18 protein-coding genes are annotated in these 17,648 nt (G+C 65.7%); 6 read left to right on the top strand and 12 right to left on the bottom strand.

Annotated features, from left to right (window positions below):
- Nucleotides 1-56: 56 nt before the first annotated feature.
- The 3 genes from rpmG to SAC06_RS08975 all read left to right on the top strand — a co-directional run bounded on the left by rpmG (nucleotide 57) and on the right by SAC06_RS08975 (nucleotide 2,185).
- Nucleotides 57-227, top strand: coding sequence for a 50S ribosomal protein L33 (rpmG, locus tag SAC06_RS08985; protein WP_350257963.1), 171 nt, complete (start codon nucleotides 57-59; stop codon nucleotides 225-227).
- A gap of 63 nt (nucleotides 228-290) precedes the next feature.
- Nucleotides 291-1,403 (top strand): UDP-N-acetylmuramate dehydrogenase, encoded by a 1,113-nt coding sequence (locus tag SAC06_RS08980; protein WP_350257962.1) that lies wholly within the window; start codon nucleotides 291-293, stop codon nucleotides 1,401-1,403.
- Nucleotides 1,403-2,185 (top strand): DeoR/GlpR family DNA-binding transcription regulator, encoded by a 783-nt coding sequence (locus SAC06_RS08975; RefSeq protein ID WP_350257961.1) that lies wholly within the window; start codon nucleotides 1,403-1,405, stop codon nucleotides 2,183-2,185. The genes SAC06_RS08980 and SAC06_RS08975 overlap by 1 nt, the downstream gene beginning before the upstream one ends.
- An 18-nt stretch (nucleotides 2,186-2,203) precedes the next feature.
- Here the strand turns inward: SAC06_RS08975 and SAC06_RS08970 are convergent, their stop codons facing one another.
- From SAC06_RS08970 to SAC06_RS08940, 7 genes are all read right to left on the bottom strand, one after another.
- A complete protein-coding gene (locus SAC06_RS08970) occupies nucleotides 2,204-3,058 on the bottom strand; it encodes a carbohydrate ABC transporter permease (protein ID WP_350257960.1) in 855 nt (284 codons plus the stop codon).
- Entirely contained in the window at nucleotides 3,051-4,007 is a 957-nt protein-coding gene (locus SAC06_RS08965) for a sugar ABC transporter permease (RefSeq protein ID WP_350257959.1), read from the bottom strand. The genes SAC06_RS08970 and SAC06_RS08965 overlap by 8 nt, the downstream gene beginning before the upstream one ends.
- A gap of 74 nt (nucleotides 4,008-4,081) precedes the next feature.
- Nucleotides 4,082-5,419 carry an ABC transporter substrate-binding protein gene (locus SAC06_RS08960; protein ID WP_350257958.1) on the bottom strand — a complete coding sequence of 446 codons (1,338 nt, stop codon included), beginning with the start codon at nucleotides 5,417-5,419 and terminating at the stop codon, nucleotides 4,082-4,084.
- A gap of 137 nt (nucleotides 5,420-5,556) precedes the next feature.
- On the bottom strand, nucleotides 5,557-6,390 hold the full coding sequence (locus SAC06_RS08955) for a class II fructose-bisphosphate aldolase (protein ID WP_350257957.1): 834 nt from the start codon (nucleotides 6,388-6,390) through the stop codon (nucleotides 5,557-5,559).
- Nucleotides 6,391-6,399: 9 nt separating this feature from the next.
- The gene (locus SAC06_RS08950; RefSeq protein ID WP_350257956.1) at nucleotides 6,400-7,302 is read right to left on the bottom strand and encodes a hexose kinase; all 903 of its coding nucleotides are present in this window, start codon (nucleotides 7,300-7,302) and stop codon (nucleotides 6,400-6,402) included.
- Complete coding sequence (locus SAC06_RS08945) at nucleotides 7,303-8,175, bottom strand: ROK family protein (protein ID WP_350257955.1); 873 nt, start codon at nucleotides 8,173-8,175, stop codon at nucleotides 7,303-7,305. It lies immediately after the preceding gene.
- Nucleotides 8,176-8,202: 27 nt separating this feature from the next.
- The gene (locus SAC06_RS08940) at nucleotides 8,203-9,075 is read right to left on the bottom strand and encodes an SIS domain-containing protein (RefSeq protein WP_350257954.1); all 873 of its coding nucleotides are present in this window, start codon (nucleotides 9,073-9,075) and stop codon (nucleotides 8,203-8,205) included.
- A 165-nt stretch (nucleotides 9,076-9,240) separates the two neighbouring features.
- Here SAC06_RS08940 and gnpA point away from each other — a divergent pair, with 165 nt between their 5' ends.
- Entirely contained in the window at nucleotides 9,241-11,463 is a 2,223-nt protein-coding gene (gene gnpA / locus SAC06_RS08935) for a 1,3-beta-galactosyl-N-acetylhexosamine phosphorylase (RefSeq protein WP_350257953.1), read from the top strand.
- On the opposite strand, the gene SAC06_RS08930 is transcribed toward gnpA, so the two are convergent.
- Genes SAC06_RS08930 through SAC06_RS08915 form a run of 4 tightly spaced genes read right to left on the bottom strand, consistent with a single transcriptional unit; the run spans nucleotide 11,460 to nucleotide 13,783 of the window.
- Complete coding sequence (locus tag SAC06_RS08930; RefSeq protein ID WP_350257952.1) at nucleotides 11,460-12,767, bottom strand: dolichyl-phosphate-mannose--protein mannosyltransferase; 1,308 nt, start codon at nucleotides 12,765-12,767, stop codon at nucleotides 11,460-11,462. The genes gnpA and SAC06_RS08930 overlap by 4 nt on opposite strands.
- 56 nt (nucleotides 12,768-12,823) lie before the next feature.
- On the bottom strand, nucleotides 12,824-13,336 hold the full coding sequence (locus tag SAC06_RS08925; RefSeq protein ID WP_350257951.1) for a DNA starvation/stationary phase protection protein: 513 nt from the start codon (nucleotides 13,334-13,336) through the stop codon (nucleotides 12,824-12,826).
- Nucleotides 13,337-13,339: 3 nt separating this feature from the next.
- Nucleotides 13,340-13,603, bottom strand: a complete 264-nt coding sequence (locus SAC06_RS08920; protein ID WP_350257950.1) for a GlsB/YeaQ/YmgE family stress response membrane protein — start codon at nucleotides 13,601-13,603, stop codon at nucleotides 13,340-13,342.
- Between the two features lie 6 nt (nucleotides 13,604-13,609).
- Nucleotides 13,610-13,783 (bottom strand): CsbD family protein, encoded by a 174-nt coding sequence (locus SAC06_RS08915; RefSeq protein ID WP_350257949.1) that lies wholly within the window; start codon nucleotides 13,781-13,783, stop codon nucleotides 13,610-13,612.
- 115 nt (nucleotides 13,784-13,898) lie between these two features.
- Between SAC06_RS08915 and rsmI the strand changes: the two genes are divergently transcribed.
- Nucleotides 13,899-14,735: a 16S rRNA (cytidine(1402)-2'-O)-methyltransferase gene (rsmI, locus tag SAC06_RS08910; RefSeq protein ID WP_350257948.1), complete on the top strand. Its 837-nt coding sequence runs from the start codon at nucleotides 13,899-13,901 to the stop codon at nucleotides 14,733-14,735.
- On the opposite strand, the gene SAC06_RS08905 is transcribed toward rsmI, so the two are convergent.
- Nucleotides 14,716-15,285 carry an isochorismatase family protein gene (locus SAC06_RS08905; protein WP_350257947.1) on the bottom strand — a complete coding sequence of 190 codons (570 nt, stop codon included), beginning with the start codon at nucleotides 15,283-15,285 and terminating at the stop codon, nucleotides 14,716-14,718. The genes rsmI and SAC06_RS08905 overlap by 20 nt on opposite strands.
- A 74-nt stretch (nucleotides 15,286-15,359) precedes the next feature.
- Between SAC06_RS08905 and metG the strand changes: the two genes are divergently transcribed.
- The gene (gene metG, locus SAC06_RS08900) at nucleotides 15,360-17,159 is read left to right on the top strand and encodes a methionine--tRNA ligase (protein WP_350257946.1); all 1,800 of its coding nucleotides are present in this window, start codon (nucleotides 15,360-15,362) and stop codon (nucleotides 17,157-17,159) included.
- The last annotated feature ends 489 nt before the right edge of the window (nucleotides 17,160-17,648 follow it).

Genomic DNA, 17,648 nt, shown 5'->3' with positions numbered 1-17,648 from the left:
CACGCCAGCAAGGTTCTAGTTCAGGCTGGATCAAAGTGAAAACGTGAGGAACGACAGTGGCAAGCAACTCGAAGGATATTCGTCCGAAGATCACTCTGGCCTGCACGCAGTGCAAAGAGCGTAACTACATCACCAAGAAGAACCGGCGGAACACCCCGGATCGCCTGGAGATGAAGAAGTACTGCCCCAGGTGTAACGCTTCGACTCTGCACCGCGAAACTCGCTAGTCGCAGTTCTGCCAGCCCCGACCCCAGTGGTCGGGGCTTTGTGCTTTGGGGGATAATGTACCCATGACTAATCTGGCTGAACTGACTACGTTCCGGATCGGGGGACCCGCCGGGTCGCTGGTCGACGTTAACGGCCCCCAGGAGCTCGCTGAGGCGGTGCGGACGGCCGACCGGGAGGGTCAGCCGGTGCTGGTCCTCGGGGGCGGCTCAAACCTGCTGGTGGCCGATGAGGGCTTCCCCGGCGTGGTGATTCGCGACCTGAGTCAGGACATCGCCGTGGTCGACTCCTCCGGGTGCGGGGGCAACTCCGTCCGGGTCAGTGCCGGGACTAACTGGGATGACTTCTCCGCCTACTGCGTCCAGCAGGACTGGATGGGCGTGGAGGCGCTGGCCGGGATCCCCGGGACCGTGGGGGCAGCCCCGGTCCAGAACATCGGTGCCTACGGCCAGGAGGTGGCGGAGACGCTGGCCTCCGTCCGGGTGCTGGATCGCCTCACCGGCCGGATCGAGCAGCTCGCCCTGTTTGACCTGCACCTGGGCTACCGCGACTCGGTCCTGAAACGCTCCCTGGTTAGTGAACGAGCCGGGGGCGGGCGCCTCTGGGGGCCGACGGGCCGCTGGGTGGTGCTGGAGGCCGAGTTCCAGCTGCGAAACGCCTCGCTCTCATCTCCGGTCCGCTATCGCGAGTTGGCCGACCACCTTGGAATCAACCTGGGGGAGCGGGCCCCCAGCGCGCGCGTGCGCGAAGCCGTGCTGGACCTGCGCCGGTCCAAGGGGATGGTGCTGGACCCCAGCGACCACGACACCTGGTCCGCCGGCTCGTTCTTCACCAACCCGATTGTGGACGAGGCGGTGGAGCTGCCCGCGGACGCGCCCCGCTTCCCGGTTGAGCAGCGCTCGCTGGTGAACTCAATTGCCGGGAAGGCCCCGGTCGTGCCGGGCCTGGTCAAGCTGTCGGCAGCCTGGCTGATCGCCCACGCCGGTTTCTCCAAGGGGTATCCCGCGGGCGCGCCGGCCAGCCTGTCAACCAAGCACGTGTTGGCGCTCACCAACCGCGGCGGCGCCAAAGCCACCGATGTGATGGCGCTGGCCACCGAGATTCAGCGGCGGGTGGCGGATAAATTTGGGGTACAGCTGGTACCCGAGCCGGTCTTGGTTTCAATGAAGAAGGCATGATGGAACGACTTGCAAGACTGACGGCGCTGTTGGACCTGGTCACCGAACGCGGTTCGGTCCGGGTGGACGAACTGGTGCAGGAGCTGGGAGTTTCCCCGGCTACCGTCCGGCGCGACCTGGATCATTTGGCGGCCCAGCAGCTGCTGCAGCGCACCCGCGGGGGCGCGGCGCCGAACCCGTCCTCGACCAACCTCCCGTTTCGGTACAAGATTGCCGACCGGGACGACCCGCTGCTGCGGATCGCGGAACGCGCGGCCCAACTGGTGGAGCCGGGCGCGGTGGTGGGGGTCAACGGGGGCCGGACCACGACCGAGGTGGCCCGGATGGTGGCCACCCGCCAGGAGCTGGTGGACTCGGACGAACGCCACCAGGTGGTGGTGGTGACCAACGCGGTCAACATTGCCAACGAGCTGGCGATCAGGCGGAACCTGCGCCTGGTGCTGACCGGCGGGGTGGTTCGGGCCATGAGCTACGAACTGATTGGCCCGCTGGCGGCCCGGGTGCTGGACGACGTCTCCATCGACGTGCTGTTCCTCGGGGTCAACGCGATTGATGCGGGGGGAGCTTACACTCACCACGACGGGGAGGCGGAGATTAACGCGCTCCTGGTGAAGAGCTCGGCCAAAGTGGTGGTGGTCGCGGCCTCGGCCAAGCTGAAGGCACGTTCTTTCGTCCGGATTTGCCACCTGAACCAGGTGGACCTGGTGATCACCGATGTGGACGCCGATCCGGAGCGGGTGGAGCAGCTGGTAGCAGCCGGGGTGGAAGTCCAGTTGGTCTGAACCTCCACCCCGAGCGGATCAACCCTTGACGGCTCCGGCCGCCAAGCCTGATTGCCAGTATCGCTGCAATCCCAGGAACAGGATGATCAGCGGGATCACCCCGAGGAGGGCTCCCAGCATGACCGCGCCCTTTTGCGGAGCGAAGTAACTCATCATGCCGTACAGACCCAGGGTGACCGGTTTGATCTCCGGGGAAGAGACCATCATTAGTGGCAGCAGGAAGTTATTCCAGGTGGCCACGAAGATGAACAGGAAGATCGTCACCATGGCGGGGGCCAGCAGGCGCAGCACCATGGTGAAGAAGATCCGCGCTTCGGAGGCGCCGTCGATCCGGGCCGCTTCGATCAGTTCGGTCGGAACTGAGGATTCGGCGTAGACCCGGCCCAGGAACACCCCGAATGGGGAGACGCAGGACGGGATGATGATCGCCCACATGGTGTTCGTCAGGCCCAGGTTGTGGAAGACGATGTACAGCGGGATGGTCAGCAGCGCCACCGGCATCAGCAGCCCACCCATGATGAAACCGAGGGTGAGGCCGCGTCCGGGGAAGGCGAATTTCGCCAGCCCATAGCCGGCCATGACCGAGATCAGCGTCCCGACCACCCCCGCCACGGTTGAGTAGAGCAGGGAGTTGCCGACCCAGCGCCAGAACAGGTCCTGGGTCCAGCTCATCAGCTTGTCGTAGTTTTCGGCCAGGTTGAACTGCCCGAACAGGAACCCGTTGGTTGAGACCAGTTCCGAGTTGGTTTTGGTTGAGGAGATGATGATCCACAGGATCGGGGCCAGGAAGTAGACCAGGGCGGCAATCAGCGCTACCCAGGTCAGGGTCTTCGCTAGGGCCGACGCCTGCAGCGTCCGGGGTACGTTATTCACTGCGCGCCACCTTTCCTTGTAGCAGGGCGTAGATGACGGCCAGGGCCCCCGCGATCACAGCCATCGTGATCGAGATGGCGGAGGCGGGACCGTCACCGGCCGGGGTGATGGTCCCCATCATCGTGTTGTACGCCATCATCATCGGGGTGTAGTCCTTCCCCATCCACGGGTTGGCGGTCTCCATCACCGCCGGTTCGTTGAACAGCTGGATCGTGCCGATGATGGAGAGCAGCACGGCCAGGAGGGCCGCCCCGGAAACCAGCGGCACCTTGATCTTGTAGACGATCTGCCAGCCGGTGGCGCCGTCGATCCGGGCCGCCTCGTACAGGTCGTGCGGAATGGCCTGCAGAGCCGCCAGGAAGATCAGCATGTTGTAGCCGGTGTAGGTCCAGGTGGTCATGTTGGCCATGGACAGGAGCATCATGTTTTTGGACATGAAGTCCACGTTCATGCCGAGGGCTTCAAGGCCCTTGACGATCGGGGAAATCTCCGGGGTGTAGAGGTACAGCCAGACCATGGCGGCGACGATACCGGGAATGGCGTAGGGCAGGAAGTTTCCGAGGCGGAACACCCCCACCCGCTTGATGATGAACGAGTCGATCAGCAGCGCCAGCCCCAGGGCCAGCAGGATCATGACGGGAATCTGGAAGCAGGCGTACAGGACCACGCGGCCCATGCCCGCCCAGAAGCGCTCGTTGCCAACTACTTCGGCGTAGTTTTGCCAGCCGACGAAGGTGTCGAGCAGTTCGCCCCCACCGTAGGCGCCGCCCCCGGACGGGAGCTGACGGAAGAAGGACTGACGGATGGAAACGATGATGGGAATGAGAAATACCAGGACGAACGCCAGGGCGAAGGGGGCGACAAACGCCCAACCCACCCGGGCGTCCCGCGCTTCGCGGGAACGGAATCTAGCGCGTCGAGGCTTAGTGTCGACGGTGGAGGCAGACAAGGGAACCCTCCTCAGGTTGGTCAGAAAAAAGGGCGGGTCGAAGTGTTGCCACCCCGACCCGCCACTAGCACTTGTTACTCAGCTACCGAGAGCTGTGCGTCCTTCAGTGCCTGAATGGAGGCACTTTGGGCGGCGGTGAAGATATCTGCGACGGAGCCCGTGCCGGCCCCGGCGGCTGCGGCCGCCTCGCTCATCTTCGGGCCAACCGAGGAGAAGTACGGCATGTAGGCGAAGTCAGCCGACAGGTTCGCGTTGGCCTGAGCCAGCTCACCGAAGACGTCCTGGCCGCCGTAGAATTCCTTCACGTTGTCCGGGGTGGTCATGGTGCCCTTGGCGGCCACCACGAGGCCCTGGGAGACCAGGTCGTCAATCTGGGTGTTGAACCAGTTGTTGAACTCCATGGCCTGCTCGGGGTATTCGCAACCCTTCATCACGGCCACACCGGAGCCGCCGTCGGGGCCGGTCATGGCGCCCGCGCCGTAATCCGGAATCTGGGTGACGGCCCACTGGCCTTCGTTGTCGGTGCCGGCCATCGCGTCCATCAGCAGGGGAGCTTCCCAAGCGGCGCCAATGTGGCCGATCAGCTGCTGGTCAACCAGCGCCTTGCCGAAGGCATCGCCCCAGCGCTCCAGGACGGTGGTGGTCTTGTCGTCCAGCATCGACTGCCAGAAGTCAGCCACGGTCTTGGAGGCTTCGCTGTCAGCGGTCACCACCCAGGCATCATCCTTCACGTTGTACCAGGAGCCACCGGCGGCAGCTGCCTGGGCAGACAACCAGTACTGGGCTTCGTCGGGCTGGAAGGCGGAGATGAACTTGCCGGCGTCAGCCGCGGTCTTGGCTGCGGTCTTGAACTCTTCGAGGTTGGTGGGAACCTGGATCCCCAGGTCCTCGAAGGCAGCCTTGTTGTAGTAGTAGACGAGGGGTCCGGTGTCCTGGGGCAGACCCACGACGGTGTCGCCCACCTTCATCATGTTGAAGGCGCCGGAGAAGTTGTCCTTGTACTGGTCGGCGTACTCGGTCACGTCCTCGGTCAGGCCCTTGACGAACATCTCGGGGACCTCGGCGTAGCCGAGCTGGGCCAGACAGGGGCCGTTGTTGGCCGCGATGTCGGTTTCCAGCTTCTTGATCATTTCGGCGGCCTTGCCATCAAACTTGGTGGCGGTCACCTGGATGTCGGGGTGCTCTTCGTTCCAGCGAGCCACGATCTCCGACACCTTGGTCATCCCGTCCCCGTCGGGGAGGCGGTGCAGGTAGTTGATTTCGACGGCTTCGCCACTGTCGGAGGCGGGCGGAGCGGACTGGTCGCTTTCCTTGGACTGTTCGCCGGTCGAGCCACCGCAGCCGGCCAGGCCGATTGCAGCTGCGGACATGACGGCGGTCAGTGCCAGCAGGTTCCTTTTGTTCAGAGCCATTTGATCTTCCTCTTCCTCGAGACTCCAGATTGTCCTGATGTTACGTGAGTACCACAGGCTTATTTTGATCATAAACGATCATCGCCCGATGGCAATAGGCATTTAGTCGGTGGGTGTGAATCGTGGTCAAATCGTAATCAGATCGCGTATAGGTTCAGTAGGCGGGCGGCCTCCTTCTGCATCGCGGTCGAGCCGGGGCCCAGATACTTGCGCGGGTCCGTGAGCTTGGGGTTTGCATCCAACTCGACGCGGGCGGCCCGGGTGAAAACCCCGTTCAGGTGGGTGGAAACGTTGATCTTGACCATGCCCGCGCGAATGGCGGCCTGCATCCCGAGGTCTGAGACGCCGGAGGAACCGTGCAGCACCAACGGGACCGGCACCGCGGCTGCCAGGCGCTCAATCAGGTCCAAATCGAGGACCGCGTCCCGGGTGCTCATCGCGTGGGAGGTGCCCACCGCCACTGCCAGCAGATCCACCCCGGTGTCCGCCACGAACTGGGCGGCGTCAGCCGGATCGGTCCGCGCCCCGGGAGCGTGAACGCCGTCTTTTCCGCCGACCTCGCCCAGCTCCGCCTCGACGCTGAGCCCGGCGGCGTGAGCAGCGCGGACAATTTCGGCGGTAGTGCGGCGGTTTTCGTCGTCGGGCAGTTTCGAGCCATCGTACATAATCGAGGTGAAACCCAGCTCAATGGCCTGGTAGCACAGGGCGGTGTCCTCGGCGTGGTCCAGGTGGACGGCCACCGGGGCCGCACTTCCCTCCGCCAGCGCCACCAGGGCTCGACCCAGGGGTGCCAGTGAACCGCGGTGGTACTTGACCGCGTTCTCGCTCAGCTGGAGTACCACCGGGTGTCCGGTGGACTCGGCCGCGGCGACGAAAGCCTCGGCCTGTTCGAGCAGGATGACGTTGAAAGCCCCGAGGCCTTGGCCGGCCTCTCGGGCTTGGCGTGCCAGGGCGGCGGTATCAGCAAGCATGATTTCCTTTCAGCTGATCTGGATGCGGGCGAGCAGGTCGCCGCGCAGGTCCGGGTCTATTTCGCCGGCAGTGGGTCGGGCCACCGCCGCGGCCGAGGTGGCAATGGCGGATCGAAGGCCCTCGGCCCAGTCGGAGGAGCCGTGCGCCAGGAACTGGGCCCAGGCGGCCACGGCCGCATCCCCGGCTCCGGTGGGGTTTCCCGCGATCACCTCGGGGGCGCACCCGCGCCAAGTCTGCCCGTCCAGGTGCAGTTCCATCCCGTCCGCGCCGCGGGACAGGGCCACCGCCCCCGGAATGTGCAGTTGGGCCAACGCCTCGGCCAGCGTGGGGGCGCCGGTGGCGACCAGCAGTTCCGCCTCGTTCGGTTTAATCAGGTCGGCATAGGGGGCGGCGGCCAGCAGGGCCGGTCCGGACGTGTCCACGATCGTGTGGGCGCCCAGTTCGCGCGCGGTGCGGGCCAGGTCCGCGTAGGTGTCGCCGGGGGTGTCCCCGGGCAGCGACCCGCAGATGGTGACCACGTCGCCCGGCTGGATCCGCCGACGCATCCACCCGCGCAGTTCCTGCCAAACTTCGGGGCGGGGGGGGGCGCCGGCCTCGTTGAACACGGTGGCATCCCGGTCGTCGACGACCGCAATGGAGGTGCGGGTGGGCACGTGGGCCGGGACCCAATCCTGGATGAGGGTGGGGGCGCGTTCGGCCAGCAGTTCGCGCAGCTGGGTGCCGGTGGCGCCGCCGACCAGCCCGCTCACCCCCGCCTCCTCGCCGAGCTGAGTTAGCACCCGGGCGACGTTGATTCCTTTCCCGCCCGGGTTGACCTGGACCTCGTTCACCCGGTGAGTCTCGCCGTGTCGAAGTTCGGGGATCCGGTAGGTGACGTCGATGGCGGGATTGGGGGTGATGGTCCAGATCATTTATTTCTCCGTGAAGACCAGGGCGGCCGCGCCAATCATCTGGGACTTGTCGCCCAGCTTGGCGGTTAAAACGGGAACTTGGGCGCCAAGCGGGCGCAGTTGGCGGGCCAGTTCGTCCGCCAGCGGTTCGGTCAGCAGGGAGCCGCCACCGGAGGGGCCGCCCCCGAGCACCACCGGCAGGGGGCCGAGCATGAACAGCGCGGGGGCCAGGGCTTGGCCGAGGATCCGCATCGAGTCCTCCACCAGCCGGCGGGAGGTAGCCGTGCCCAGCTCAATCACCTCGCGCGCCCCGGCTTCCGGCCCGATCAGGCCGAAGCGACGGGCCCGGGCAATCAGGCCGGTGGCGGAGACGAGTTCTTCCAGGCGGACCAGGTCGCCGGTGTCCGGGTCTGGCACTAGATACTGGCCAATTTCCCCGGCCAGCGGGTTGATCGAGTGGGGGCGTCCGTCCAAAATGGTGGCCGCGCCCAGCCCGGTGCCGAGGGCCAGGTAGTAGAAGGAATCGAGGCCGATGCCCCAGCGTGCCTCGGCCATGGCGCCGGAGCGAACGTCCTGGGCGATCAGGACCGGGTGGCCCGAGGCGGCCTCCAGCAGGTCTCGGAGGGGAGAGTTGGCCCAGCCCAGGTTGGCTGACGTGATGCCGGTGCCGGTCCGCTGATCGATGATTCCGGGCAGGCAGACCCCAACCGTGTCGGCCACGTCCGGGTCGCGCAGGCGCAGGTCCCGGGCCAGCTGTCCCACGGCGGCGCAGACGTCGGCCGCCCCCGTGCGAGGGGTGGGGATGCGTGACGTGTCGGTGTAGGTGCCGTCGGTTCCAACTACGGCTCCGACGATGCTGGTCCCACCGACATCGATCCCGATCGCTCGTTTCACGGGGGTGGCCTCTCGGCTTGTACTGACCTAGGACAGGATGATCGAGCGGGTCAGGTGTCGCGGGGTGTCGGGATGAAGTCCCTTGCGCTCCGCCCAGGCCACCGCCAGTCGCTGAGCCACGATCAGGAAGGCTTGCGGATCTAGGTCCGAGGTTACCAATTCGGCACCGGTTTCGGCGACATCCTCATCCAGGCCGGTGGGGACCGCACCGAAGACCCAGACGAGGCGGCCGGGCTGGGCAATGGAAATGGGTCCGTGGCGGTATTCCATGGCCGGGTAGGACTCGGTCCAGAACTGGGCTGCTTCCCGGCATTTCAGGCCGGCTTCAGTGGCCAACCCCACGGTCCAGCCGGTGCCGAGGAAGGTGACCTGGTCGGCTGCCACCCAGGACGACTCCAGCGGGAGGGCCAGGGCTGCTTCGCCGTCGCGGGCAACCTGTTCGATGTCGTCCCCGAGGGAGTGGCGCAGCCAGGCGAGGGCGGAGGTGGCGAACCGGGTCTGAACCACGGAGGTCTCGTCGGCAAAGTCGAGAACCACTTCGGCCCGGGCGTAGGGAGCGGCCGGGCCCTCTCCCACCGCGGTGATCAGCAGGCTGGGCCGGCCTTCGGCCTGCAGGCGGCGCATCACGTCGATGATTTCGGTGGTGGTGCCCGAACGGGACAGGCAGATGATCTGATCGTAGCTGCGATCGTAGGGGAACTCGGTGGCGGTGAACGCATCCGAAACCCCGTGCCCCGCGGCTTCCCGCTTGGCGGTGTAGGCCTGGGCGATGAACCAGGAGGTGCCGCAGCCAATGACGGCCACGGATTGGCCGGGCTGGGGGAGATGATCGGTGGGCAGGGCGGCGGCCTGTCGCCAGCACTGCGGTTGGGAGAAAATTTCCTCGGTGGTGAACGACATGGTTCCTCCGAAACGGGACAGAAGTTTGATTGTTAGTGAGAGTATAAGGGCTTAAACAATCAAAATCAATCGCTTGATCATCTTGTGGTTCCGAAGTTGATCCGGCAAGATAGGGCGTGCAATGGGATCGGCACGGCGCTGCGCGCCCCGACTGAAATGATGACTATGGAAGCTCGACTGACCCTGCCCATCGAAACCGGCATTGACCGGGAGATTCGTGAGCTAATGGACCGCCTCGGCGTCGACGCGGTCCGCAACTCCGACGGGACCGAACTGCCCGACTGGGTCTCCGAAGGGATTGCGAAGGTGTACTCCACCTACTTCCCGGCCCGCGGCGACAAAGAGTGGGAGGCGCAAAGCGCCGGCGAACGGGTCTGCCAGTTCCTGATGTCGGATCCGGTCACCGCCTCCTCCGCCGACCCGCTTGAGATCAACGTGATGCGCGGCTACCTGCCCGCCCAGTTCCGCCCGGACACCGACTGCGATCGGGGCAAGTACTGGCAGGTGATTGACCGCACGACCGGCCGGACCCTGGCCCCGGAGGAATGGTCGGTGGTGGCCGCTGCGCCGCTGCCCCTGGTGGACCCGGTGGCCAAGGTGGGCGAGTACCCGGCCGAGGCCGCCTCGGCTATCGTCACGATCGCGGCCCCCGAGCCCTTCCACTCGTACACGGTCAACTTCCTGGCCCAGCAGGTCTGGGACTCGACCCAGATGTACAACTACCTGACCAACGACTGGGCGGACGACCCGAAGCGGACCAAAGATCAGCCCTACGACGTGGCCTACCACCGCACCTGGGAACACGTGCGCTCGGCCCTGGCCCGGTGGCTGCAGGACCACCCGGAGGTGGACGTCGTCCGGTTCACCACGTTCTTCTACCATTTCACCCTGGTTTTCGATGACCGGGCCCGGGAAAAGTACGTCGACTGGTTCGGTTACTCCGCCTCGGTGTCGATTCCGGCGCTGGAAAAGTTCGCGCAGCAGTACGGGTACGAGCTGACCCCGGAGGACTTCGTCGACGGTGGGCACTACAACACTCCGTTCCGCCTGCCGACCAAGCGGTTCCGGGACTGGATCGACTTCACCTCGCGCGAGGTGGCCGCCAAGGCGGGCGAGCTGGTGCGCGAAGTTCACGAGGCCGGCCGGGAAGCCATGATGTTCCTGGGCGACAACTGGATGGGGATGGAACCCTACGGCCCGCACTTCCCGGCCATCGGCCTGGACGCGGTGGTCGGCTCGGTGGGTTCGGCCGCCACCTGCCGGATGATCGCCGACATCCCCGGGGTCAAGTACACGGAGGGTCGGTTCCTGCCCTACTTCTTCCCCGACGTCTTCAACCCGGAGGGGGACCCGGTCAAAGAGGCCAATGACTCCTGGCTGACCGCACGCCGGGCCATCGTCCGCCACCCGCTCGACCGAATTGGCTACGGCGGATACCTGTCCCTGGCGCTCAAACACCCGGACTTCATCGACCGGATGGAGGCGATTGTTCGCGAGTTCCGCTCCCTGCACACCGAGTCTGGTGGGCTGCGCCCGGCCAACGCCCGCCCGGTGGTGGCAGTGCTGAACGCCTGGGGGAAGCTCCGCACCTGGCAGACTCACATGGTGGCCCACGCCCTCTGGTACAAGCAGATTTACTCCTACCTCGGGGTGATCGAGTCGCTGGCGGGCCTGCCGTTCGACGTTCGGTTCCTCTCCTTTGACGAGGTGCTGGAAACCGGGATTCCCGCCGACGTCTCTGTCCTGATCAACGCCGGCACCCGGGACACCGCTTTCTCCGGCGGGCAGGCGTGGGCCGACCCGCGGCTACAGACCGCGGTCCGCGAGTTCGTGTGGCGCGGCGGCGGCCTGGTGGGCGTGGGCGAGCCGACTGCTGCCTCCCCGGCCCAGGGGCCGTTCCTGGCTCTGGCCGACGTCTTCGGGGTGGACCGGGAGATTGGCTGGACCCTGTCCCACACCCGCCACCCGGTTGCGACCGAGGGGCACTTCGTCACCACCGACCTGCAGGAACGCTTCGACTTCGGGGAAGACCCCGGCGAGGTGGTTACGCTGGGAGCCACCGTCCTGGCCCAGAGCGAAGGGTCGGTCCGGATCGCGGTGCACGCCTTCGGCTCGGGCCGGGCCGTGTACCTGGCCGGACTGCCGTACTCCCCGCAAAACTCGCGTCTGCTCCACCGGTCCCTGCTGTGGGCCGCCGGGGCGGAAGCGGAGTGGGCCTCGGTGCTGGCCTCCACCAACCCGCAGGTGGAAGTGGCCTACTACCCGGACGTGAACCGGTGCTTCGTCTACAACAACACGGATCAGCCGGCCGGGACGCACCTGACCGGGCCCGGGGTGGACGAAGAGCTGGAGCTGGCCCCAATGGAAGGCCGCTGGCTGGATCTCTAAATCCAGCTGCGGAGCCACATTCGGGCCATGAAGCCGCCGGGTCCCAGCGTGGCCCCGGTCCAGATCGGCCAGAAAAACCAGGCGCTCGCCAAAATGGCCACCACCAGGACGCCGGCCAGCACCCGGCTGACCCGCCGCCCCAACTCGGCCAGCGCCCAGGCACTCATCAGCGCCACGAACGGTGAGAGCACCACCGTGTAGAAAGTGAACACGGTCCGGTCTGGGTAGAGGAACCAGGGCAGGTAGGCGCTGGCCCAGCCGACCAGCACCAGGGCGTAGGGCCAGGTGCGCCGCCAGAGCGCAGCCACCGCGAAGGTCAGCAGAGCCGCCACCCCGAACCACCACAGCAGCGGGTTGCCGAGCGCCAAAATGGTCTGATCGCCGGCCTGGTACCAAAACGAGGTGGGGCGCAGCTGAAGCAGCCACCCGGCCGGGTGGGACTGGTAGGGGTGCGGGGTGGCGAGGCCCGCGTGGAAGTTGAACACCTGGCGCTGATAGCGCCACCAGTCGCCCAGCGCATTGCCCCCGGCGTGCCCCCAGGCGGCCGGGTGGGTAAACCAGGAGGTCCAGCTAACCAGGTAAACCAGCGCCGCCGTCCCAATCATGGAGCCGAAGGCAGCCACCCCGTCGGGCCAGACAGCTCGCGTGCGCCGGCCGAGCACCAGCTCCCGCGCGACCACGAACAGGCCGAGGGCGGCGGCCACGTACAGGCCGGACCACTTGGTGCCGACCGCCAACCCCAGGAACAGTCCGGTCACCACCAGCCAGGGGCGGCGCCAACCGGTAGCGGGACCCAACTGGTCGTGGGTCAAGGCCCAGAGGGCACCCAGGACAAAGGTGGTCAGAATTCCGTCGAGCAGGGCCGTGCGGGACAGCACCAGGTGCATTCCGTCGGTCGCCAGGAACAGTCCCGCCAGGCCGACAACGGCCGGGGAGCGAAACAGGAGCCACGCCCAGCGACACAGAAAAAAGACCCCGAGGACGCCCATCAGGGCCGGGACCAGGCGCCACCCGACCGGGTTTTCCGGTCCAAGCCACTGCATCCCGAGGGAAATCAGCCACTTGCCCACCGGGGGGTGGACGACGAACGAGGCGGACGGGTCCAGCCCGGCGGGGAAGGTGTCGCCCCAGGTGCCCTCGTAGCCCAGTTGGGCCAGCGACCAGGCGTCCTTAACGTAATAGACCTCGTCGAAAATCAGGTCGGGGACGCGCCCCAGGTTCGTCAGGCGGGTGGCCGCGGCCAGGACGGTGGCCAGGGCGGTGAACAGCCACGCTAGGCCGGCCGAGGAGCGAAGGGAGGTCACGGCTCCCAGTATAGGGGCCGAAGTGCCCAGCCCTCGGGAGGGCTGGGCACCGGGGACTACTTGTCGGCGGAGCGTAGCTCCGAGCCGATAAACCAGGTCTGCTGCTCCAGTTTGATCAGGAACTCGTGCAGCAGGTCGGCGGTGGAAGCGTCATCCGCGTCCACCGCGTCGTGTACTTCCCGCATCCGACCGGTGGTCGCTTCGATGGCCTTGACCATCAGCTCCACCGCTTCGGTGGTGGTGATTTCCCCCGCGGGGAAGGTGGGCAAAGAGGTCTGCTCCACCACGGTTTCGAGTCGGCCGTCAGGGGTGGCGTGCAGCGCCCTCATCCGCTCGGCAAAGGTGTCGGCACCCTCCCGGGCAATCTCGACCACCTCGTCAATGTTCAGGTGCAGATCCCGGAAGTTGGGACCGACCAGGTTCCAGTGAGCCTGCTTGCCCAGGTTACCCAGCGCAATGAAATCGACCACGACGGCCTGCAGGTTGTCTCGCAGGCGAGCCGGGGCGACGTAACCAGCCTCGGTGTTCTGCAAGTTGGTAGTGGTTGCACCCCGCAAGCTCTTAGCCATCAGCTATCGTTCCTTTCGACCAACGATCAGCCCGTAGATCAGCAGCACCACGATGGAGCCGCCGATTGCTACCAGCCAGGTTTGAATAGAGAAGAAGTTCTCCAGCGGCGCGTTGAACAGCAGGCTTCCAAGCCAGCCGCCCACCAGTGCGCCGATGACACCCAGGATCAGGGTGGCGATCCAACCGCCGCCCTGCTCGCCGGGCAGAATTAGTTTCGCGATGGCCCCGGCGATTAGCCCGAGCACAAGAAAAGCAATGAAACCCATGATGACCTACTTTTTGAAGACGTCTTTTACTTGTTCGGCGACCTTCTTGCCCTTGGCCACCAACTGTTCGGCCTCACCCTTACCGATTTTCTCGTCATCCTTAGTGACGCGCCCAATCGCCTCGGTGGCCTTTCCTTTGAGTTCCTCGGCCTCAGCTTCGAACTTATCTTTGATAGTCATTTGAGCCTCCTAATTGCGGTTGGAAATGCTGCTGACTACATTTCCAGCGTACCGCTCGGCCGAAGTTCCGCAACCGGGAAGTGACCCGGACCAGCCGGTCGTCTAGCCTGGAACCATGAACGAAGGAACGATCTGGTTGGCGGCCACCCCCATCGGCAACACCGAAGACGCCTCGCCGCGACTGCGAGCGGCGCTGGAGCAGGCCGACTGGATTGGAGCCGAAGACACCCGCCGACTGAAGGCCCTCTGTCAGCGACTGGGGGTAACCTACCGCGGCCGGGTGGTGGCGCTGCACGACCACAACGAGGCCGAGCGAGGCCCGGAGCTGATCGAGCGGGCCGCCGCCGGAGAGACGGTCCTGATCGTGTCCGACGCGGGCACCCCCACCGTCTCGGATCCGGGCTATCGGCTGGGGCAACTGGCCATCGCCCGCGGGGTGCGGCTGCGCCCAATTCCCGGACCGTCAGCGGCGCTGGCGGCCCTGTCCGTTTCCGGGCTTCCCTCCGACCGATTCACCTTCGAGGGATTCGTGCCGAGGAAAGAGGGCGAGGGGCGCCGCCGCCTGGAACAGCTGCAGGCCGATCCGCGGACGCAGATCTGGTTCGAATCGCCCCGACGGACCGCCCGCACCCTGGCCCTGATGGCCGAAATACTGGGGGAAAACCGGCCCGCGGCCATCTGCCGGGAGCTGACGAAAACCTACGAGGAAGTCCTGCGCGGGACGCTGGCGGAACTGTCCGCCCAAGTCGGGGAGGACCTGCGCGGAGAGATCACCCTGGTGGTGGGCGGGGCTGTGCTCGACGGGACCGAACCGCTCCCGGTGGAGCGGGTGCACCAGCTGGTGGCGAAAGGAATGCGACTGAAAGACGCGGCGGCCGAGGTGGCCCGCCAAACCGGTGCCCGGAAAAACGACCTGTACCGAGCGGCCCTGGCTACTTCCCCGACCGAGTGACGCAAACCCCCGCCTCGCGCAACTGGGCGACGGCCGCCTCGCCCAACTCGCGGGAAACCGGCTCGGACAGGTCTTCGAGCACGCGGACCCGCAAACCCAGGCGACGGGCATCCAGTGCGGTCTCTTTGACGCAGTGCGACAGAGCCAACCCGACCACGTCGGCCTGGTCGATCCCCTCCGAGCGCAGGACCTCAGTCAAGGTGGTCCCGTCGGGCGTCTCCCCCTCGAAACCCGAGTAGGCGGCCCGATACTGGCCCTTCTTCACCGCGTAGTCCACGTGCAGGTCGGCGAGGGCCGAGTGGACCTCGGCGTTGGGGCTGCCGGCCACCCCGTGCGGAGGCCAGGTGTCAACAAAGTCGGGTTCCGTTGAGAAGTGGCCGCCGGGCTCAATGTGCCAATCCTGCGTGGTGACAATCAGGTCGTAGTCGTCAGTGTGTTCGTCGGCGTACTGGGCAATTCGCTGGGCGCAGGCGTTGCCCCCATCGATCGGCAGCTCGCCGCCCTCACAAAATGTCGGCTGCACGTCCACGATCAGCAGGGCGTTCCCCATGACAAATCCTCTCTCGGAGACCAGTTCTCGCACCCCAGTTTAGCGTGGACCGGTCAAGCAACTAGGCTAAAGCTATGAGCACAATTCTTTCCGCAGTTGCCTGGCCCTACGCCAACGGTCCGCGACACATTGGACACATCGCCGGGTTCGGCGTTCCCTCAGATGTTTTCTCCCGCTACATGCGCATGGCGGGCCACGACGTGCTGATGGTGTCCGGGACTGACGAGCACGGCACCCCGATCCTGGTCGCGGCCGATCAGGAGGGGGTCACGGCTCGGGAGCTGGCGGACCGGAACAACGAGCTGATCGTGGAGGACCTGGCCAAGCTGGGCCTGTCGTACGACCTGTTCACCAGGACCACCACCGGCAACCACTACCGGGTGGCGCAGGAAATGTTCAAGGTGGTGCGGGACAACGGGTACCTGATTGAGCAGACCACCCTGTCGGCGATCTCCCCCAGCACGGGGCGGACCCTGCCCGACCGCTACATTGAGGGGACCTGTCCCATCTGCGGCTACGAGGGTGCCCGCGGCGACCAGTGCGACAACTGTGGGAACCAGCTGGACCCGACCGACCTGCTGAACCCGCATTCTCGGATCGACAACGAAGTGCCCGAGTTCGTGGAGACCACCCACTACTTCCTGGACCTGCCGGCCCTGGCCGAAGTGCTGACCGAATGGCTCGAAACCAAAGAGGGGGATTGGCGTCCCAACGTCATCCGCTTCTCCCAGAACTTCCTGGAAGAGATCCGCCCCCGTGCGATGACGCGCGACATCGACTGGGGGATCCCCGTGCCCGGGTGGGAGGATCAGCCGGGCAAACGCCTCTACGTCTGGTTCGACGCGGTGATCGGCTACCTGTCCGCCTCGATCGAGTGGGCGCGCCGCACCGGCGATCCCGACGCCTGGCGCAAGTGGTGGAATGACCCCGAAGCCCTGTCCTACTACTTCATGGGTAAGGACAACATCGTGTTCCACTCCCAGATTTGGCCGGCCGAACTGCTGGCCTACAACGGCAAGGGCACCCGCGGCGGCAAGCCGGGGGAATACGGCGAACTGAACCTGCCCACCGAAGTGGTCTCATCCGAGTTCCTGACGATGGAGGGGCGGAAGTTCGCTTCCTCGCGCGGGATCGTAATTTACGTCCGCGACCTGCTGGCACGCTACCAGCCCGACGCCCTGCGCTACTACATCAGCGCGGCCGGCCCCGAAACTGCGGACGCCGACTTCACCTGGGAAGAGTTTGTCCGCCGGACCAACAACGAGCTGGTCGCCGGCTGGGGCAACCTGGTCAACCGGACCGCCTCGATGATCCACAAGCGGTTCGGGGAGATTCCCGAACCCGACGCCCTCGACCCCCGCGACGAGCACCTGCTGGATCAGCTGGCCGCAGGTTTTGGCGAGGTGGGGGACCTGATCCGGACCCACCACCAGAAGGCGGCGCTGGCGGCCATCATGCGCCTGGTGGGCGAAGCCAACCGGTACGTGACCGAGACCGAACCTTTCAAACTGAAGTCGGAAGAGCAGCAGCCCCGCCTGCGGACCGTGCTGTGGGTTTTGGCCCAGGCGGTCAGCGACCTGAACACAATGATGGCACCGTTCCTGCCGCATTCGGCCAATGCGGTGGACGAGGTGATGGGCGGTCGCGGGGACGTGGCCCCGATGCCGAGAATCGACTGGGTGGAAGACCTGGATGTGACCAACGACGACGGGTCCGCTCGGCGCTACCCGATCATTACCGGTGACTACCGGTCGGCTCGAACCTGGGAGCGGCGGGCCGTGGTGGTGGGAACCCCGGTGGCCAAGCCGAAGCCGGCGTTCGTCAAGCTGGACGAGGCAATCATCGAGGAGGAGCTGGCCCGCTTCGGCGCCTGAGCGCCTGGTAGACCTGGGGTTTGCCAGGGTTTGGCTGGTTTGGGCATGTTTGCCGGTCCCTGGTGTTGGCAAACGTATCCAACTGGTGGCAAACGTTGGGGTTTTGGGCTGATTCGGGCCGGTGGGCCTGGGTTTTGCCAGCGTTTGGGCATGTTTGCCAGGTTCTGGCGTTGGCAAACGTATCCAATTGGTGGCAAACGTTGGGGTTTTGGGCTGATTCGGGCTGGTAGACCCGGGTTTTGCCAGTGTTTGGGCATGTTTGCCAGTGTTTGGCTGGTAGACCTGGGTTTTGCCAGCGTTTGGCTGGTTCGGGCCGGTTTGCCGGGCCCTAGTGTTGGCAAACGTATCCAACTGGTGGCAAACGTTGGGGTTTTGGGCTGATTTGGGCCGGTTGACCTGGGTTTTGCCAGTGTTTGGGCATGTTTGCCAGTGTTCGGAGCAGGTTCGGGGCAAGTTCGGGGTAGGTTCGGGCGTCCGCCAGGCGCTGGA

It is taken from the genome of Scrofimicrobium sp. R131, assembly GCF_040256745.1.
Taxonomy (GTDB): domain Bacteria; phylum Actinomycetota; class Actinomycetes; order Actinomycetales; family Actinomycetaceae; genus Scrofimicrobium; species Scrofimicrobium appendicitidis.
Note: the sequence above shows the minus strand (reverse complement) of the source record. Positions and strands in the feature narration are given on the sequence as shown.

Excerpts from the sequence above, each read along its gene's own strand:
- SAC06_RS08980 (WP_350257962.1), top strand. The coding sequence starts at position 291 with ATGACTAATCTGGCTGAACTGACTACGTTCCGGATCGGGGGACCCGCC.
- SAC06_RS08975 (WP_350257961.1), top strand. The coding sequence starts at position 1,403 with ATGGAACGACTTGCAAGACTGACGGCGCTGTTGGACCTGGTCACCGAA.
- SAC06_RS08960 (WP_350257958.1), bottom strand. The coding sequence starts at position 5,419 with ATGGCTCTGAACAAAAGGAACCTGCTGGCACTGACCGCCGTCATGTCC.
- SAC06_RS08955 (WP_350257957.1), bottom strand. The coding sequence starts at position 6,390 with ATGCTTGCTGATACCGCCGCCCTGGCACGCCAAGCCCGAGAGGCCGGC.
- SAC06_RS08950 (WP_350257956.1), bottom strand. The coding sequence starts at position 7,302 with ATGATCTGGACCATCACCCCCAATCCCGCCATCGACGTCACCTACCGG.
- SAC06_RS08940 (WP_350257954.1), bottom strand. The coding sequence starts at position 9,075 with ATGTCGTTCACCACCGAGGAAATTTTCTCCCAACCGCAGTGCTGGCGA.
- gnpA (WP_350257953.1), top strand. The coding sequence starts at position 9,241 with ATGGAAGCTCGACTGACCCTGCCCATCGAAACCGGCATTGACCGGGAG.
- SAC06_RS08925 (WP_350257951.1), bottom strand. The coding sequence starts at position 13,336 with ATGGCTAAGAGCTTGCGGGGTGCAACCACTACCAACTTGCAGAACACC.
- SAC06_RS08920 (WP_350257950.1), bottom strand. The coding sequence starts at position 13,603 with ATGGGTTTCATTGCTTTTCTTGTGCTCGGGCTAATCGCCGGGGCCATC.
- SAC06_RS08915 (WP_350257949.1), bottom strand. The coding sequence starts at position 13,783 with ATGACTATCAAAGATAAGTTCGAAGCTGAGGCCGAGGAACTCAAAGGA.
- rsmI (WP_350257948.1), top strand. The coding sequence starts at position 13,899 with ATGAACGAAGGAACGATCTGGTTGGCGGCCACCCCCATCGGCAACACC.
- SAC06_RS08905 (WP_350257947.1), bottom strand. The coding sequence starts at position 15,285 with ATGGGGAACGCCCTGCTGATCGTGGACGTGCAGCCGACATTTTGTGAG.
- metG (WP_350257946.1), top strand. The coding sequence starts at position 15,360 with ATGAGCACAATTCTTTCCGCAGTTGCCTGGCCCTACGCCAACGGTCCG.